The sequence below is a fragment of the Euryhalocaulis caribicus genome, from assembly GCF_000412185.1.
Classification (GTDB): domain Bacteria; phylum Pseudomonadota; class Alphaproteobacteria; order Caulobacterales; family Maricaulaceae; genus Euryhalocaulis; species Euryhalocaulis caribicus.
Genome location: NZ_ASJA01000008.1, coordinates 78,088 through 93,106 on the forward strand (window position 1 = coordinate 78,088; position 15,019 = coordinate 93,106).

At 60.8% G+C, this 15,019-nt stretch carries 21 protein-coding genes; 15 read left to right on the top strand and 6 right to left on the bottom strand.

The annotated features are described in order from the left end of the window. The first annotated feature begins 2 nt into the window (after positions 1–2). Genes L338_RS08405 through L338_RS08430 form a run of 6 tightly spaced genes read left to right on the top strand, consistent with a single transcriptional unit; the run spans position 3 to position 7,987 of the window. Positions 3–689 carry a hypothetical protein gene (locus tag L338_RS08405; RefSeq protein ID WP_022697933.1) on the top strand — a complete coding sequence of 229 codons (687 nt, stop codon included), beginning with the start codon at positions 3–5 and terminating at the stop codon, positions 687–689. Continuing rightward, complete coding sequence (locus tag L338_RS08410; RefSeq protein ID WP_022697934.1) at positions 686–1,096, top strand: DUF6950 family protein; 411 nt, start codon at positions 686–688, stop codon at positions 1,094–1,096. The genes L338_RS08405 and L338_RS08410 overlap by 4 nt, the downstream gene beginning before the upstream one ends. Continuing rightward, a complete protein-coding gene (locus L338_RS08415) occupies positions 1,089–4,451 on the top strand; it encodes a phage tail protein (protein WP_022697935.1) in 3,363 nt (1,120 codons plus the stop codon). The genes L338_RS08410 and L338_RS08415 overlap by 8 nt, the downstream gene beginning before the upstream one ends. Before the next feature lie 40 nt (positions 4,452–4,491). Beyond that, a complete protein-coding gene (locus L338_RS08420; RefSeq protein WP_022697936.1) occupies positions 4,492–4,707 on the top strand; it encodes a hypothetical protein in 216 nt (71 codons plus the stop codon). Positions 4,708–4,711: 4 nt separating this feature from the next. Further along, complete coding sequence (locus L338_RS17820; RefSeq protein ID WP_022697937.1) at positions 4,712–7,210, top strand: hypothetical protein; 2,499 nt, start codon at positions 4,712–4,714, stop codon at positions 7,208–7,210. Between the two features lie 39 nt (positions 7,211–7,249). Continuing rightward, positions 7,250–7,987 (top strand): hypothetical protein, encoded by a 738-nt coding sequence (locus L338_RS08430; protein ID WP_152485852.1) that lies wholly within the window; start codon positions 7,250–7,252, stop codon positions 7,985–7,987. Here L338_RS08430 and L338_RS17590 read toward each other — a convergent pair. After that, positions 7,980–8,156, bottom strand: a complete 177-nt coding sequence (locus L338_RS17590; protein WP_161624614.1) for a hypothetical protein — start codon at positions 8,154–8,156, stop codon at positions 7,980–7,982. The genes L338_RS08430 and L338_RS17590 overlap by 8 nt on opposite strands. Before the next feature lie 74 nt (positions 8,157–8,230). On the opposite strand from L338_RS17590, the gene L338_RS08440 reads away from it, so the two are divergent. The 6 genes from L338_RS08440 (at position 8,231) to L338_RS08465 (ending at position 11,075) form a co-directional block, all read left to right on the top strand. Next, complete coding sequence (locus tag L338_RS08440) at positions 8,231–8,653, top strand: hypothetical protein (RefSeq protein ID WP_022697940.1); 423 nt, start codon at positions 8,231–8,233, stop codon at positions 8,651–8,653. Between the two features lie 13 nt (positions 8,654–8,666). Then, complete coding sequence (locus L338_RS08445) at positions 8,667–9,227, top strand: glycoside hydrolase family 108 protein (protein ID WP_022697941.1); 561 nt, start codon at positions 8,667–8,669, stop codon at positions 9,225–9,227. Between the two features lie 67 nt (positions 9,228–9,294). After that, positions 9,295–9,789 carry a hypothetical protein gene (locus L338_RS08450; RefSeq protein ID WP_022697942.1) on the top strand — a complete coding sequence of 165 codons (495 nt, stop codon included), beginning with the start codon at positions 9,295–9,297 and terminating at the stop codon, positions 9,787–9,789. A 2-nt stretch (positions 9,790–9,791) separates the two neighbouring features. Beyond that, on the top strand, positions 9,792–10,181 hold the full coding sequence (locus L338_RS08455) for a DUF1353 domain-containing protein (protein WP_027068394.1): 390 nt from the start codon (positions 9,792–9,794) through the stop codon (positions 10,179–10,181). Between the two features lie 109 nt (positions 10,182–10,290). Beyond that, complete coding sequence (locus L338_RS08460) at positions 10,291–10,704, top strand: hypothetical protein (protein WP_022697943.1); 414 nt, start codon at positions 10,291–10,293, stop codon at positions 10,702–10,704. A 32-nt stretch (positions 10,705–10,736) separates the two neighbouring features. Beyond that, complete coding sequence (locus tag L338_RS08465) at positions 10,737–11,075, top strand: helix-turn-helix domain-containing protein (protein ID WP_152485859.1); 339 nt, start codon at positions 10,737–10,739, stop codon at positions 11,073–11,075. Between the two features lie 83 nt (positions 11,076–11,158). Here the strand turns inward: L338_RS08465 and L338_RS08470 are convergent, their stop codons facing one another. The 5 genes from L338_RS08470 to L338_RS08490 all read right to left on the bottom strand — a co-directional run bounded on the left by L338_RS08470 (position 11,159) and on the right by L338_RS08490 (position 12,991). Next, positions 11,159–11,728 (bottom strand): hypothetical protein, encoded by a 570-nt coding sequence (locus L338_RS08470; RefSeq protein WP_022697945.1) that lies wholly within the window; start codon positions 11,726–11,728, stop codon positions 11,159–11,161. A 44-nt stretch (positions 11,729–11,772) separates the two neighbouring features. Beyond that, positions 11,773–12,150 (bottom strand): thermonuclease family protein, encoded by a 378-nt coding sequence (locus tag L338_RS08475; protein ID WP_022697946.1) that lies wholly within the window; start codon positions 12,148–12,150, stop codon positions 11,773–11,775. Then, entirely contained in the window at positions 12,141–12,500 is a 360-nt protein-coding gene (locus tag L338_RS08480; protein WP_022697947.1) for a hypothetical protein, read from the bottom strand. Before L338_RS08480 ends, L338_RS08475 begins: the two co-directional genes overlap by 10 nt. Next, positions 12,501–12,683: a hypothetical protein gene (locus L338_RS08485; protein ID WP_022697948.1), complete on the bottom strand. Its 183-nt coding sequence runs from the start codon at positions 12,681–12,683 to the stop codon at positions 12,501–12,503. Positions 12,684–12,757: 74 nt separating this feature from the next. Next, the gene (locus L338_RS08490) at positions 12,758–12,991 is read right to left on the bottom strand and encodes a hypothetical protein (RefSeq protein WP_022697949.1); all 234 of its coding nucleotides are present in this window, start codon (positions 12,989–12,991) and stop codon (positions 12,758–12,760) included. 92 nt (positions 12,992–13,083) lie between these two features. Between L338_RS08490 and L338_RS08495 the strand changes: the two genes are divergently transcribed. The 3 genes from L338_RS08495 (at position 13,084) to L338_RS08505 (ending at position 15,018) form a co-directional block, all read left to right on the top strand. Then, entirely contained in the window at positions 13,084–13,737 is a 654-nt protein-coding gene (locus L338_RS08495) for an SOS response-associated peptidase (RefSeq protein ID WP_022697950.1), read from the top strand. Positions 13,738–13,786: 49 nt separating this feature from the next. Then, the gene (locus tag L338_RS08500) at positions 13,787–14,311 is read left to right on the top strand and encodes a hypothetical protein (RefSeq protein ID WP_022697951.1); all 525 of its coding nucleotides are present in this window, start codon (positions 13,787–13,789) and stop codon (positions 14,309–14,311) included. A gap of 308 nt (positions 14,312–14,619) precedes the next feature. Beyond that, the gene (locus tag L338_RS08505; RefSeq protein ID WP_022697952.1) at positions 14,620–15,018 is read left to right on the top strand and encodes a response regulator; all 399 of its coding nucleotides are present in this window, start codon (positions 14,620–14,622) and stop codon (positions 15,016–15,018) included. Position 15,019: the final 1 nt, after the last annotated feature.

Genomic DNA, 15,019 nt, shown 5'->3' on the forward strand with positions numbered 1-15,019 from the left:
TCATGCCGAAAAACTGGACTACCGAAGTGGAGGCCGCCGCGGCGAGCCGCCAGATGGAGAGCGCATGGCTGTTCGACTTCTACGTCCTGCCGGACACGCTGCGCTGCTGGGACAAATACGGCGCCATCACGGTCGATGACGAAGACTATGAGAGCATGGCGGGCCGCATCCGCATCGAGGGCGAGATGCGCTCCAAGATCGGCCTGTCATCGGAGCCGCTGATTATTACCATGGATGGCTCTGACGGGCTGGATGACGCCACGCCGGGCGAGGAAAGCGTCTCCGCGCGGTTTCTGGACAGTACCTGGTCCCAGCGCAAGGTCCGCATCCGGCAAATTCTGTTCACGCCCGGAACCTCGCACAGCCAGCAGATCGGCATCGTTCGCGAGTGGAACGGCTATCTGGACTTCCGCACACGGAGCGGGGCGCGCAACCGACCGACCGAAATCGAGATCAACTGCGAGAGCGGCACCTTCTTCTACAACGACGCCTCCAATCACACCCGCACCTATGCCGACCAGCAGCTTTTCTCGCCCGGAGACCTCTGTTTCGAGCGCACGCCGACGGCGGTGAAAGAGACCCTGCCGTGGTGGAAGCGCCGGACGGCCATACCGGGCCGCGGCGGCTCTGGCGGTTCCGGCGGCGGGCGCATTGGCGGCCCCGGCGGCGGGAGCATCAGGATCCAATGAAGCGCAGGGAGGACTGGGAGCAACGCCTTCACGCATGGCATCGGGAGACGCTGAACGTCCCGCATGACTGGGGCCGGAACAACTGCGCCTTCCGCGCGGCCGGAGCGATTAAGGCGATGACCGGCGAGGACTTGGCGAAGGGCTTCCGCGTGAAGGTGCGTTCGAAGAAGGGCTTTACGAAACTCATGCGCGATGAGGGGTGGGACACCCTTGAGGACATCGCGGACGCCTTCCTGACCCGCACGGAGCGGCCCCTGCGGGGCGATCTGGTCATGCTGGAGGGTCCGAACGGGGATTTCTTCGGGATCAAGGTCGGCAAGACCGCCGTGGGGCCGACGCAGCGGGGGCTGGAACACGTCTCCATGCTCCAGATGAAAGCCGCATGGAGGGTTGGCGAGAATGCCTGACGGCGGTTCAGTCGCGATAGCATCCGCCGTCGCAAACGCGGTCGCAGCCGTCACCGGCTCGGCTGCTGCGGCGGGCGCGGCCTATGGCGCGGCGGCCTTTGCCACGTCCTTCAAGGGCGCTCTGCTTCTTGGATCGGCGCTTTCGTCCGTGGCGGCGGGCGCCGCGAGGAAGGTGCCTGACCCGGGAACGGAGGTCGAGCTCAGCGTCAATTCCGACGAGCCGCGCCGCTGGGTTGTCGGCAAGCGGATGATCGCCGGCTCCATCGCTGACCGCGTGGCGTTCGACAGCGTGGGCGGCGACAAGTTCGACACCCATGCGCTGGTCATCGTCTTGGCCGATCACCGGATCAACAGCCTGATGCGCGTCATGGGAGACGGCCTGGAAGTGCACGGCTCGCTGGAGCATGGCGTTCGCACGCCGCTGACCGCGTATAACGACGATGACGTGGGCGGCGCCGTGGGGCGTAACCGCGTCTGGATGACATTCTATGACGGCCGGGCGGGCGCGCCGGCGGACCCGAACCTGATCGCCAAGACGACAGGCTTCAACGTCATTGGCCGCTGGACCACGGCGCACAAGCTGGCCGGGCTGGCCTACGTCATCGTGGAGATGAAATACGATGATGACTCCATGACGCAGTATCCGTCATGGCTGTTCGAGATCGAGGGCGCGCGGCTCTATGATCGCCGCAAGGACACCACGGCGGGCGGGTCCGGGTCGCACCGGCTGGATGATCCGTCCACGTGGGAGTATTCGACCAACGCCGCGGTGGCGCGGGACCATTACCGGCAGGGCGTCATCCACAATAACGGGCGCCGGATGTTCGGCCCCGGCGATGACCCGGAAGTCGATCCTTATGATGATTTCGAGGCCCGCGCCGATCTCTGCGACGAAACCGTAAGTCTGAAAAGCGGCGGCTCGCAGAAGAAATACGAATTCAACGGCGTGGTCACGGCGGACGCCAACTATGCCGACGTATTTGAACGCTTCGCGGTCCAGATGGGCGGCGAGGATGCGGACGATAACGGGCGCGCGATCGTCATCCCGGGCGAGGTCAAGACCCCGGTCCTGACCCTCTATGACGGCGACGTGGCGGAGCTGGCCACCACCGGCTATTCGGACAAGAAGTCCCGCTCCGAAAAGGTGACAGCGGTGGAGGGGCGCTATTCCGATCCGTCCCAGCTTTATCAGTCGGTCGACTACCCCCGGATCGAAAACCCGGACTGGGTGACGGCGGACGGAGAGCGCCCGCGCGTGCTCCCCCTGGAGCTGCCCGACGAGATCAGCGTGGAGCGCGCCCAGCGCCTCGCAACCCTTGTCGCCAACCGCGCGCGCCGGGAAGGGGTGATTGCCGAGGAATTCCTGATCAACGCCCCCGCCGGCGGCGTCTCGCCTCTGAAGCTGGAGATTGGAGACTGGTTCGTCCGGAAATCGGACTTCCACGGCTTCGACGAAGATGGCAAGGAATTCGAGGTCATTGACGCGGCCTATGACCACGAGGCCGGGACGGTCAGTATTCTCGGTCGGGAGGTGGACCCCTCGGACCTGGCATGGACGGCGAGCGATGCGAAAGACCCGCCGGCCCCGCCGCCGCCGGACCACGATCCGGGCCTGATCCCCGTCGATACGCCCTCTGTTTCAGCAGAGGGCGTTTCTGTAACTGGCGACAACTCATCTGTTCCGGGTGTTGAGATCACGGTGACGAACCTGGACGAGCGCCGGGACCGGATCATTGCCGAAATCGAGAAAAGCGACGGCGCCGGAGGATGGATCGAGGCCCGCGTGATCGGGATCAATCCGGAGACCGGCGTTCGCACGACCACGGACGGCATTGTCGAGAGCGCCACCTACCGGGTGAGGGCGAAGGTCTATGTCGGGGACCAGGAGTCGGAATGGTCCGATTATGACACCACGGCGAGCCCGGATGACTGGACCGTCCCCGACCTAACAGAAGGCGGGCCGGGTCGTGAGCGGATGCGCGAGCTTCAGGAGGAAGCCGACCGCGCCGCCGAAGCGCTGATCGAGGATGTTCTGGACCGCCGCGAGCGGATTATCGAGAACTGGGACCGCACGCTCGGCATCAAAGCTACGCTGGAGGAGGAAATCGAGATCGTCGAGGGCGATCTGGAGGCCTCCATCACGCTCAGCGAGACCTATCGCACGCAGACCGACACCGCGCTCGCCGGACTGGAAAACGACATCACGGTGGTGGCCAGCAATCTGGGAGCCGAAGTCACCACGCGGACCACGCAATATGCCGCGACCCAGAGCGCGTTCGCGCTGGCCGAAACCGAGCGCACGACCATCGCCAGCGACCTTTCTTCGCTCAGCAGCGAGGTCGACACGTTCGCCGCCACGTTCAATTCCAGTCTCGCCGCTCTGGAAGACGAAATCACGGTCGTTGCCGATGATCTGAGCGCGGAGGTGACCGCCCGGACAACGGCGGTCGCCGCGGTGGAAGAGGATACGGCGACGCTGTTCAGCCAGGTCGGCCTTGTCGTGGACGATCAGGAAGCGCTGGCTGAGGACTTCACCACGATAGAGGCCGATTTCGGGGGGCTGGAAGCGTCAGTCACCGATCTCAGCCTCGCGGTGTCCACGCTTGAAGAGCAGTCGGCTACGCGGATCATTGAAGTCGAGGCGAGCGGCAACAAGGCTGGCATCCAGATTGAGGCGTCGAGCGGCGGGAGCCACCTCCACCAGTACGGGCAAAAATGGAGTTACGGCAAAAACTTCGCATCCGAGAGCGTGGTTCACGATCCGAACGCTGGGGTTGGAGGACAGACCACCTACCGGGCCAGTGACGGCACAGTTACGCACCGCATCGACTGGAATACGGGAATTATCCGCTCTTACAACACGAGCGGAGACGAGTGGTGGAACAACGTCAGCGGCTCTGTTTACGCGTCTCTTCCCGACGATGTGAAGACCCAGCTCGGAGAGGACGATGGAGACGCCAATATCACGAGTGTCTCAAATGCGTGGACGACGCTTGCCACTGTCAATCTTGGGACTGTGCCCGGAACCGGCGTCATCTCCGCGGACGGTAAGATCAATGTCCTGACGAACGCCACGACCGGCGCGGCCGTCGGCGGCGAATACCGCGTTCAATACAAGCTCGGCGCGGGCGCCTGGACCGATCTTCTGGACGGCGACTGGCGCACCGAGGAAATCCAGATTGACGATGGCGGTGGCGGCTCAATGACCCGCTACACCAGCTATTACGGCTCCTATGCCGGGTCCAAGGCCGCGCCGGGGGCCGGCACCCTCCAATTCCGCCTTCAGGTCTACAAGCCCGGCTCGACCGGCAACTTCACGTCTGAAGGCACGATGACGGCCAAGCGCAGCCCTTAAGCGCCTGCGCACCACTCACAACTGAAGAAGGAAACACCTGATGGGAAACTCTCTCAAGCAGCAGATTGCTGACGCCGATGCCAAGCGCGCCGGGGCAATCTCCGAAAAGCTGGACGCCTTCATTGCGGATCTGGAAGCGGAGCGCGCCGAAGTGCTGGGCGGTGAACTGGCCGCTCCCGTCGATCAGCTTCTGAAAATCCTCCGTCACAACACGAAGACCGTCCTGCCGGCGGTTCAGGCCAAGCTGAAAGGCTAGACCTATGGCGCTTTCCAACGCGCAATTTGCCGATGAAGTCGCCAGCCTGGTCGCGCGGCTTAATGCCGGGGACATCACGGAGGCCGAGTTTGAGGCGGATTTCAAGACGACGCTTGATGACTGGTCGGGCCTATCCGTCTCCAATGCCCGGCTGGCGCAGAGGATCGTCAGCCTGCTGGGTCGTCTGGAAGCCCCCATGCTGTTCACGGACGGCCCGCCGGACAACGGCACGGGCATTGACGGCAATTATGCCTTCGACGTGACCAACAAGGCGTTCTATGGGCCGAAAGACGCCGGGGACTGGGGCGAGCCTGATTTCCTCATGGCGGGCAATGACGGCGACGCAGCCACCATCGCTGTGGGCGAGGTCACAACTCTTGATCCCGGGGAAGACGCCACGGTTACCAACTCAGGCACGTCGAGCGCGGCCGAGTTTGATTTTGGAATTCCGAGAGGCGCGGGGCTGCAGATCGACGCGACCGGCGTCTATGCCGACCGGGGCGATTTTGATGCGGAGGACGAGGGCTTCATCTTCGCCTCGACGGATGGCGCCGCGGGCGGCGGCGGCGGGACGGTGCTTTACCGGCGCGAGGGCGCGGCCGGAAACTGGTCCGACGTGCTGGATATGTTCGCCGCGACGATCGCGCAGGTCGACGGGCTTCAGGAAATCCTGGACGAGCTTGGCGCGTCAGACCTCTCCGAGGCGCAGGCCACGACCGGCCAGAAGTTCGACGCAGCGCGCGAGGGAGCCTCAAGCGGCGCCACCGGGCTGGAAAACCGGGACGCTATCAATGCAGCCATCGCTGCGGCGAACGCGGTTCTCGCAGATGGGCTGATACACACCAACGCAATCGTTCGCATCCCGCCCGGCGTCTATGCGCTGAGCTGCGATCCGGCCGACAAGACGGTGATTGATCTCGGCGCCAATCGCGACGGGCTGGAATTTGATGCGCGGGGCGCGGTCCTGGTCCCTGACGCCACGTGCGCCGGCAAGTCCATTTTCGACATGATCGGTTCACGGATGATTTGTGGCGCGCCGCCCCATATCTGGTCGCCGGAACCGGTCAATATGCCCGCCGCAGGCTATCTGATGGGCCGCCGCCTCGATAGTCAGGCTGCGGGAGAGCACGACTTCGTGAACCCGCCCATCGTCAAGGGCTTCTTCTCTCTGGCCGGCGTTCATAACGCGGCATCGGAGCTTCTGAGCTGGCCGGACCCGGCGATCTGGAACGCCTATCCTGACGCCGATATCGGGGCGGAGGATACGTTCGCCAACCGCTCGACGCATGACGAGGAAGCAGAGGGCTTCGTCTTCCTGTCCAGCGACGGCGCGGACGGCCTTGGCGGCGGGCTGGTCATCTACCGCAAGGCCTCTGGGGACAGTGCCAATTGGGAAGGCCCGATCATGTTCCACGGCGAGTCCGGGGACACGAAGGTTCGCTCATTCGGCTACATCGCTGACGGCTACAACTATTTCGACATTACGCGCTTCACCGACCAGGCCACGTCCCTGACACCCAACACCAGCCAGCCCTTCAATGGCGTCCAGATGGAGGGCGTCAATATCCGCAAGATCGATTATGTCGATGGCTGGCAGGGCAGCGGCAAGGGCGCGGCCATGCTGCTCATCAACACCAAGGGGCACAAATACCGGGGTTACACGACCAGCTTCGACACGTGCGGCGTGGAGATTTGGCCGGTCAATACGGAATATAGCCTCGATCTGTCCTACCTTCACAGCGAGGCGGACGGGCAGGTTTCCTCCATCAAGATCAGCAACAAGTTCACCGACAATCCGACATTCTTTGATTTCCGACATACCGACGCCAGCACGCATACATCACTGGCAGTCATTGATGTTGAAGACCTGACCACGCTGAACCTGCAGGGCAGCCCGGTGAAGGTCGGCAACCCGGACAATAATCTGTTCAGTGACTTCTCCAAGCTGCGCGGCTCAGGCAACAGCTTCTACCTGCCGGACGATACCTATTGGAGCGATCCGCACGAAGATTTCGAGTGCTGGTTCTATCCGGGGGACGGCGACCCGAAGCATTATGGGTCGTTGGACATTCCAGAGTTCAATGACGCGCCGGTGAGCTTTACGCCGACAGTGGAGTTCGCGACAAACGGTGACTTCTCGCCGACCTATAGCACCCAGACAGGGTTTTATAAGCAGGTCGGGAAGATCGTCTTCTTCAACATCAATCTGGACTTTGACGCGAACGCATATTCGTCAGCGAGCGGCGGTATCAAAATTCTTGGTCTGCCAGCATGGTCGGCCAGTTATGGACATCAGACGGCCATTGCAGGCCGCATTTACAACATCGACGTAGTCAACAATGCTTATGGCATTGCGGGCATCATGTTCAGCAACGCCACCGACGCCATGTATCTGTCCACGCCCAGAGACGCCCTGCCTGCAGGGAATATATCGGCCGCGAACATTCCAGCCTCAACGACTGGCGTGATTGTCGAAATCAGCGGCCATTATTTCGTTGACTAGGCTGGTTGCGACTAGGCGCTGACCGCCTATAAGGGCGGCATGTCTCTCACCGTTCACATTGGCGCACACAAGACCGGAACTTCAGCAATTCAGGCGTTTTGCGCCCGCAACCGCGAAACGTTGGCGCAAAGGGGATACATCTACCCGGTGGGGCCGGGCGACAAATTCGCGAGAGAGGGACAGACGACTGCGGGGAACGCCAATCATCTGTGCCGGCATCTGGAGGGGGTGAAGGCCTTTGACAGCGAATGGCGGGCGCACCTGGACGCACTGGAGCGTGGCGACAACCTGCTTTATTCGGCCGAGGTGTTCTGGGGTAGCGGCATGAAGGTTCTGAGTGATTTCAGGGCCGGTCATGACGCACGCATTATTGCCTATCTTCGTCCTCAGACGGACTATCTGATATCGGCCTACGCCACGATGGTGAGTCGCAAAGGCTTCGCCGGATCTCTTGAAGAATATTACGCTCAGGCCCAGCGCCAGATGCACTATGAGAGAAAGCTGGACCGCCTTGAGGAATGGAACGGACCGATTGAGGTTCGCCCCTACAGCAAGGCGGCCTTCCGCGATGGGCTTCTGGTCTCCGACTTCCTGAAAGCGTTAGGGCTTGATTACGACGACGCATTCTCGGCGGCTGACGCGGTGGTGAACAAACTGCCCACTGACGCGGTGCTGACCGATGAAATGCGTGAACGCATTGTCGATGAGTATTCCGAGGAAAACGAACGCCTAGCTGATCGCTATTTCGGCGGCGTCAACTGGCTGAAGCTCACCTAGCCTTCTTGTAGGCTTCCAGCTCAACAACAGGCTCATCGCGGAGAAGGTTCTGCGCCTCCTCCTTTTGGGTCATCTCGTCCAGAGAGCAGAACACGCACAGCGGACGCCCGTCATTGCCGGGTATCGGCTCCGAGATTGCCTCTTGGCAGTCTGCGCACTTCTCACTCATGACCCGAGAGATACCCCACATGAAAACATCAGCCAAGGGCTGCGCAACGGACGCAAGGGCCGAACGGATGACGCATGGCAGGAACTGAGCTGACTCACGCCGACATCCTCGCCGCTATGGATCGAGGATTTACGCGCATTCACGAACGCATGGATGCGATGCAGGAAGTGCAGACTGATACGCGTCTCGCGGTCGGCAGGCTTCAGGATCATTCAACACACGTCACCAAGGCGCTCCGTGATCACGGCCTGCGCCTCGATGAGATTGAGAAGGACGCCCGAAAACACCGCGCTACGCAGTTCAAGATGCTGCGCCGTATCCGGCGCCACGACGACCAGTCTCTCAGCTGGCGAAAGGTGGCGCTCGATGCTCGGGTTCTGTTTTTCCGCGGCGTGCTGCCCGGCGTGGTGACGCTGGCTGCTGCGTTAGCGGCGTTCAAAGCCTGGTGGACGGAATTCACCGGCTTTTTCGCGGCGATAGGTCGCCTCTTTCACTGACAAGGAGATCACCATGAGCGTATTCGACCGCTTCTTCGAGCGGCTGATCGAGCGTGAGGGCGGTTACTCCGATCACGCATCCGACGCCGGCGGAAAGACCCGCTTCGGCATCACCGAGGCCGTTGCCCGTGCGCATGGATATGACGGAGCCATGCGTGACCTCCCCAGGGAAGTCGCCCGGGAAATCTATGATCGCCGCTACTGGTCCGGGCCGGGCTTCGACAGGCTGGCTGATCTCAGCGTGCTGGTGGCCGAGGAGGTCTTCGACACTGGCGTGAACATGGGGCCGGTCGTTGCCGCGCAGCTCCTTCAGCGCGCCCTGAACAAGCTGAACCGCCGCGGTCGGGACTATGCCGACATCGTGGAGGACGGGCAGGCCGGGCCGGTGACCCGCGCTGCGCTGTCGGCCTATCTGGACCGCAACGGCGCGCCAGCAGAGGCGCGCCTGGTGAAGGCGCTCAATGTTCTGCAGGGCGCACGCTACTTCGACATCACGCCGGGGGGCGATCACCGGAACGAAGACTTCATGAACGGCTGGCTGGACCATCGCGTCAGCTGGCCACAGCGCCCATAGCAAACCCCCTCATCTAACCGTACCGCCGCCGCCCGCTGGGCGGCTTTTTCATAACCGGAGAAAACCCATGAACTCTCTCACACGCCTTCTGGCGTGCGCTTTCGCGTGCGCGCTTCTCGCCGCCTGTGGCGGCAATCTCGCCAGCCGTCTGGACGCCATTGAGGATCCCAACGTGGAGGCGTGCGCGCTTCTGTTGGGCGTCTCCGAGGCCGCCAAGACGCGCCAGCTCACCCTGTCGGAGCGGCAGGGCGTCAAAACGGTGCTGACGGAGGCCTCCGCGGCGCTGGCCGCGCTGCCGCCGGATGCGCCGTTTGCCGAACTCCGCGCCTACACCGCGCGCAGTGGCGCCGAACAGATCATCGCTGAGACCGCGATCGAGCGTGTCGGCTCGGTGCTGGTTCGGGGCGTCAGCCTCAATGGAGCAGGCGAGCTGGCGGAATCAGCCCGTATCGCCCGCTACGCGCTGCAGGGCGCCAAAGAGCTTGAGGCGAGGGGGCTTGGCCCATCCGAGACGCGCGATGCGTGTCTGGCCGTTCTCACCGCCTCCCTGCAGGATCTGTAGCCATGGCGAACGAGCTGCCGCGGTTCAGCCTCCCGCTGCGCGTTGAGCTCACCGGAAAGCGCCGCTCGGGGCGGCCGATCTGGAAGGTGCTGGAGGAGTTTCGCCTTCAGTGCCGTGTCGGTGAGGCCGAATACGACATCGCGGCGCCGGTCGGGTTCGAGACGGACTTCGCCTCTGTCCCGCGCTTTTTCTGGCGGTTTGCCCCGCCCGGCGGACCCTATGCCGGCGCGGCGGTCATCCACGATTATCTCTACGCCAACCGGATCGGCGAGCGGGAGGTGGCCGACCGGATATTCCTCGAGGGCATGATCGCCGCGAACGTTGAGGCATGGCGGCGGACGATCATCTTCCGGACCGTGCGGACCTTTGGCGGCAGAGGGTGGGGCAACTGATCCATTCCCCATGTAATAACCTAACTTGCTAACTGTGCGCCAATGGCGTATAAATAAATGGGGCCAATGGATAGGAGACGCGGTATGGCTTGGATACGTGGAGGAACACGTGAACGGTTCATTGAAGGTTGTCCGCTCCGAACGTGGGGGCAGTGATTATTGGATTACCGTGGCTGTGGTGCCGCGGGCTGAAAAGGCGTTACAGGGCGCGCTGAACGAAGAGGAATTCAACAGGCTGATCGACGAGCTCGCCATGCACCCTGAGGCGGGAGATCGTATTCCGGATTCTGGGGGCTTGAGGAAACTACGGGCGGGTTGCAAAGGAAAAGGAAAGAGTGGCGGCCTCAGGATCGTCTACTTTTTTTACGATCTGAACATGCCGCTATTCGTGATCGCCGCATATGAAAAAACGAAGAAAGTTCGGTACTCGGAAACTGAACTCGCGAGTATGCGTTCCCTGGTAGATGAAATTGTAAACGAATATGCCGCTAAAAACAGGAGGAAAGCAGGTTCTGCCGCCTGAAAAGGCTTTTATACTTGCTTATGGAGAAAGAGATGTCTGGGTCTGAAATCATTGGGGGCCTGAACGAAGCACTGGCCTTCGCGAGAGGCGAAGGCAGCGCTCGAGTCAAAACCTTAAAGGTGCCAGAACATGTTGATGTGAGAGCACTGAGACAATCATTAGATCTTTCTCAATCGGAATTCGCTGAGCGCTTCAACTTTCAACTGACCGCGGTCCAAAATTGGGAGCAGGGACGACGTTTCCCAAATCCCTCGGCCGTCATGTTGCTCAAGGTGATCGAAAACGCGCCGGATTTGGTCGCGAAGGTCGCAGATGAAGTGCGAGAAACCAGTGGGGCAGAGGACGGAGACCCCGTGCTTCGCGAGGCCTGACACAGGTCTTTATTCGGATGAGATTACATGGCCCGCGACATTCGCATGTCGCGGGCCTGTTTGTTTGTTCAGCTCGGAAATTTTCATTCCAGCTGTCGCGCTTCGTTGAGCTTCTTGCTCATCCAGGCGCAGGCAGTTTGGCCAGCCGTCAGCGGCGTAAGTTCAGTCAACCTCTTTCCGCGGTGGAAACGTGGCACTCTATATACCCTGCCTCTGTTCTCGATATTCACCAGTTCCAAGTGAGGCGGGACCACGGTCACGGCTAGTGGCGCGCCATACCCGTCGCCGTAAATCCGATCGCCATCGATGACCAGATTGCGGATGTATGTGTCGCCTGTGAGGTTGATCGCAGTGTGGCCTAGCTCCTGTTTGCTCACCTCGTGGACACCATGCTCATCGGCGTTTTTGGCTTGAATCAGATATGAAATGAGCGGGTCCGATTTGTTTTCATTCTGATAAGCGTTGGACCAGTTCTTTGTGCCAGTCTGATTTGTGGCATCACTCAACCGGACTACGGATCTCTTAAAATGGTTGAGGAAATTAGCCCAGGCAGCCGCCTGTCTGGCCAAATCCTGCTCTTGTTCAAGCTCTTGAAGAAAGCGTTCTGCCTCAGCGAGAGCCGCCTCAGATCGGGCAAAGAATTTCTGGTCCATGTTGTGACTATGCCGTCACTTCGCTGAGTCGAAAAAGCACCGAACTATAGGTCGACGTCGGCACCACACCAATCAGCCGTGCGGCCGGTCCATGTGACCGCATAACCGCCGGCGATCATCTCCTCCCCAAAGTCTCTCCCGTCGACACTGACGCGGGCAAGGGTCCGCCCGTAGCGATCCTCGCCCTGACGCTCGATCTCGACCGCGGCGCCCTCGAACAGCGACTCCGCATAGGTGGTCGCCAGGGCTGCGAGCTGGCGTTCCGCGCGGCACTCCGACCGGCCACCGACTTCAGGCGTGTCTATATTCTCGATGCGGACCCGTTCGCCCGTGCTCAGCACCTCGAATGTGTCGCCGTCGATAACGCGGATATCGGACCCGGCGATCAGGCCGCCGATGATCACGAGAGCAATCAATCCCATTCGTCATTTCCTCTCGGTCCGGGGTCGGCCAGCTCCTGCAGTTTCGGAGTGGCGTCGATGTGGGCGCGCAGTTCACGCAGACGCTGCCGATCCTGCTCAATCCGCTCCGGTGTTGGCCCGCCGGATCCCGCCAGTCCAGCAGACCAGACGGCTTCGATGCTCACGCCGGCCTTTCGGTCCCCGCAGTGAGAACAGACCGCCTTGGCGCGAATGCGCTCCAGCTCTTCAGCGGATGCCTTTATGAAGGCCCGGCGGCGGCAAAGGCCGTTCAGGCAATGAGCCACGGCGCCCACAATCTGCGGTGAGCCATCCAGGCCGCGCGGCCAGTCGGTATCGCGCCAACCGGCCATTCAGTCTTTTTTGCCCTGTCTGGCGGCCTTGGCGTCCCGGATCAGCGTTGCAATCGACAGGGCCGCAGTGTTCAGGATATCGCGAGCTTTGGGGTCGTTCATCTCTCCGGCTTCCTCATGAAGACGGCTCACGGCGCGGCGCAGTCCATCGACCACCCCGCGGTCATATTCTGAAACGCGCATCAAGCTCTGCCTCCCCAAAATCCCTTAAATCATAACCGGGTAGTTGCGCGGCGCCCATCGCTGGACGGTTTGGATCAACTCGGCCCCTTCACACGCTCGACTTCAATCCGGATGGGACAGGCGCGCTTGTGTTCCCGCGCCACCCAGCACCGGAAGCGCTTGGCGACCTCGTCCAGGTATTCGTTCGGATGCGGCTTGGTCTTCACCAGAAACTCTCCGTAGCTGAAACGCTTGAGCCGCGGACATCTGTCGCAGGACACCGTAAACCGCTTGTCGCTCATTTCGCGGACAGGCATTTCGCGGTTCATGGGTGGCGGTCCAGGCTTCGATGTCATGGCGAGAACGGAAGCAGAACATTTCTTCCGGAGTCAATCCGATTGACCATGAGGACAGGGCGGGCATGATGGCGGCCATGTGTGGCCGTTTCGATCAGCACCGCCCTCCTTCCGAGATCATTCGCGCGTTCGGATTTAAGCAACGGCGTCTCCCAAACCTAATTGAGAACTTCGATGTCCGGCCGACCGACACCGCCGGCGTGATCATCCGTCGCGATGGCGACCAAGAGCTGTCTGCTATGCGCTGGGGTATTTGGCAGCCTTGGATGAAGAAGACGAAGAACTTTGCCACGTTTAATGCTCGCGCGGAGGAGGTGACAAAAAAGCCGCTTTATCGGCCGTTGCTGGATGCTCACCGGTGCGTCGTCCCGGTGGACGGCTGGTATGAGTGGACGACTGATGGCGAGGGCGGCAAGCGTCGTTGGTATTTCACAAGCCCCTCTAGCGACCCAATTGCGCTGGCCGGGCTATGGACGACGGCTGAGGATGACGGCGAGCGGATTGATACCTTCACGATCCTCACCACGAAACCCACTGCCCAGGCGATGAGGTATCACAAACGCATGCCGCTGATATTGCCTGAAGGATTGGAGGGAGCGTGGACAGACCCTCTTAGCGGACCGATCCACATTCTTCACACGCCCGTCACGGCTGAGCTCGAAATCTTTGAGGTGCCAAGAAACGAAACTGGCGCTGAACAGATCCGCCGACTTGATTAGATCGCATGAAATGCAGGAGCAGGATTCACATATGCCTGAGCGACACCCTATGGCTCTGCCATTTCTTCCAGATGACCATCACTACGCTATAACCGCGGTCACCACGCGGGCCAGTCAACTCGACCAGACGGTTGTTGCCGGAATCGCAACGTTTCTGTTCGATCGCTTCAGCGCGGCAAAAATTATAGCTGGTCGGATGAGAACGTTGGACCAGTTGGCCCTGCTTCAGTGTCTCATGGAAGAATCGCCCGAATGCTCAGGAGCAGACATCGCGGGACTGTTTGCACGCATCAGGATGGCACGCACTGACCGGAACAAGATCGTCCATTGGCTGTGGGGGAAGAGTGAGCATCCAGATGAAGCTGTTTCTTCAAGCGTGACGGTCTTTAAAGATGGCGAACGACGAACATGGACAGCGCAACAGATCTATGAGGTGGCCGAGAGCTGCATGCAGTCCACTCATGAACTAAACGCACTTATGACGCTGAAGCACGATGCTGCCCAGCGAGACGAAATTGTGAATGCCTTGATGGAAGTAGCACCAAAAGGAGCTGGCCTTTTTGATCTGGATTGAGCAACGCAGCATGGCGACCAATCCTTCCAACTCGACTTTTAACCCATTGATTTTACAGCCCGTGAACAAACGCAGAATCGTTGGAAGCGGGCGTTGTATTTCAATGGCCTGCTGATCACTTTTAATCAGTAGGTCCAGGGTTCGAACCCCTGCCGGCTCACCATTTTTTCCCTTGATGGGCAATTTCAGACAGGGCGGCGCGCCGACCTGACCTGTGCTCTGCTTCGCTTCCGCCGGGCAGGCTGTTTCATTCTTTTTCAATGAATACCCGGTTGTTTGGTTAATCTTGCAACTTCAGCGGGATTACGATGGCCTCTATAATTGTTGCGGACGACGATGAGCTCGCCCGGAGCGCGATCGGCGCCATGCTGAAGGAATTTTCTCACGACGTCCGCTATGCCGCCGATGGCGCGGAGCTGTTGAAGGAAATCGACGCGCAACCGCCCGATGCCGTGATTGTCGACCTGATCATGCCCGTCAATGAAGGCATAGAGACGATTTTGAGCATAAGGCGGGACAGGCCCGCCCTGCCAGTTGTCGCCATCACGGCCGGCGGGTCGCGGTCCAATTATAAATTGCTGGATATCGCACGGCTGGCCGGAGCGAATGCCGGCCTCAGAAAGCCCTTCACGTCCAGCCAGTTGCGCGACTCCCTGGATCAGGCAATGAGGGTTGAGGAAGCCCGGAAGGCTTCAAACGGGAGTTAGC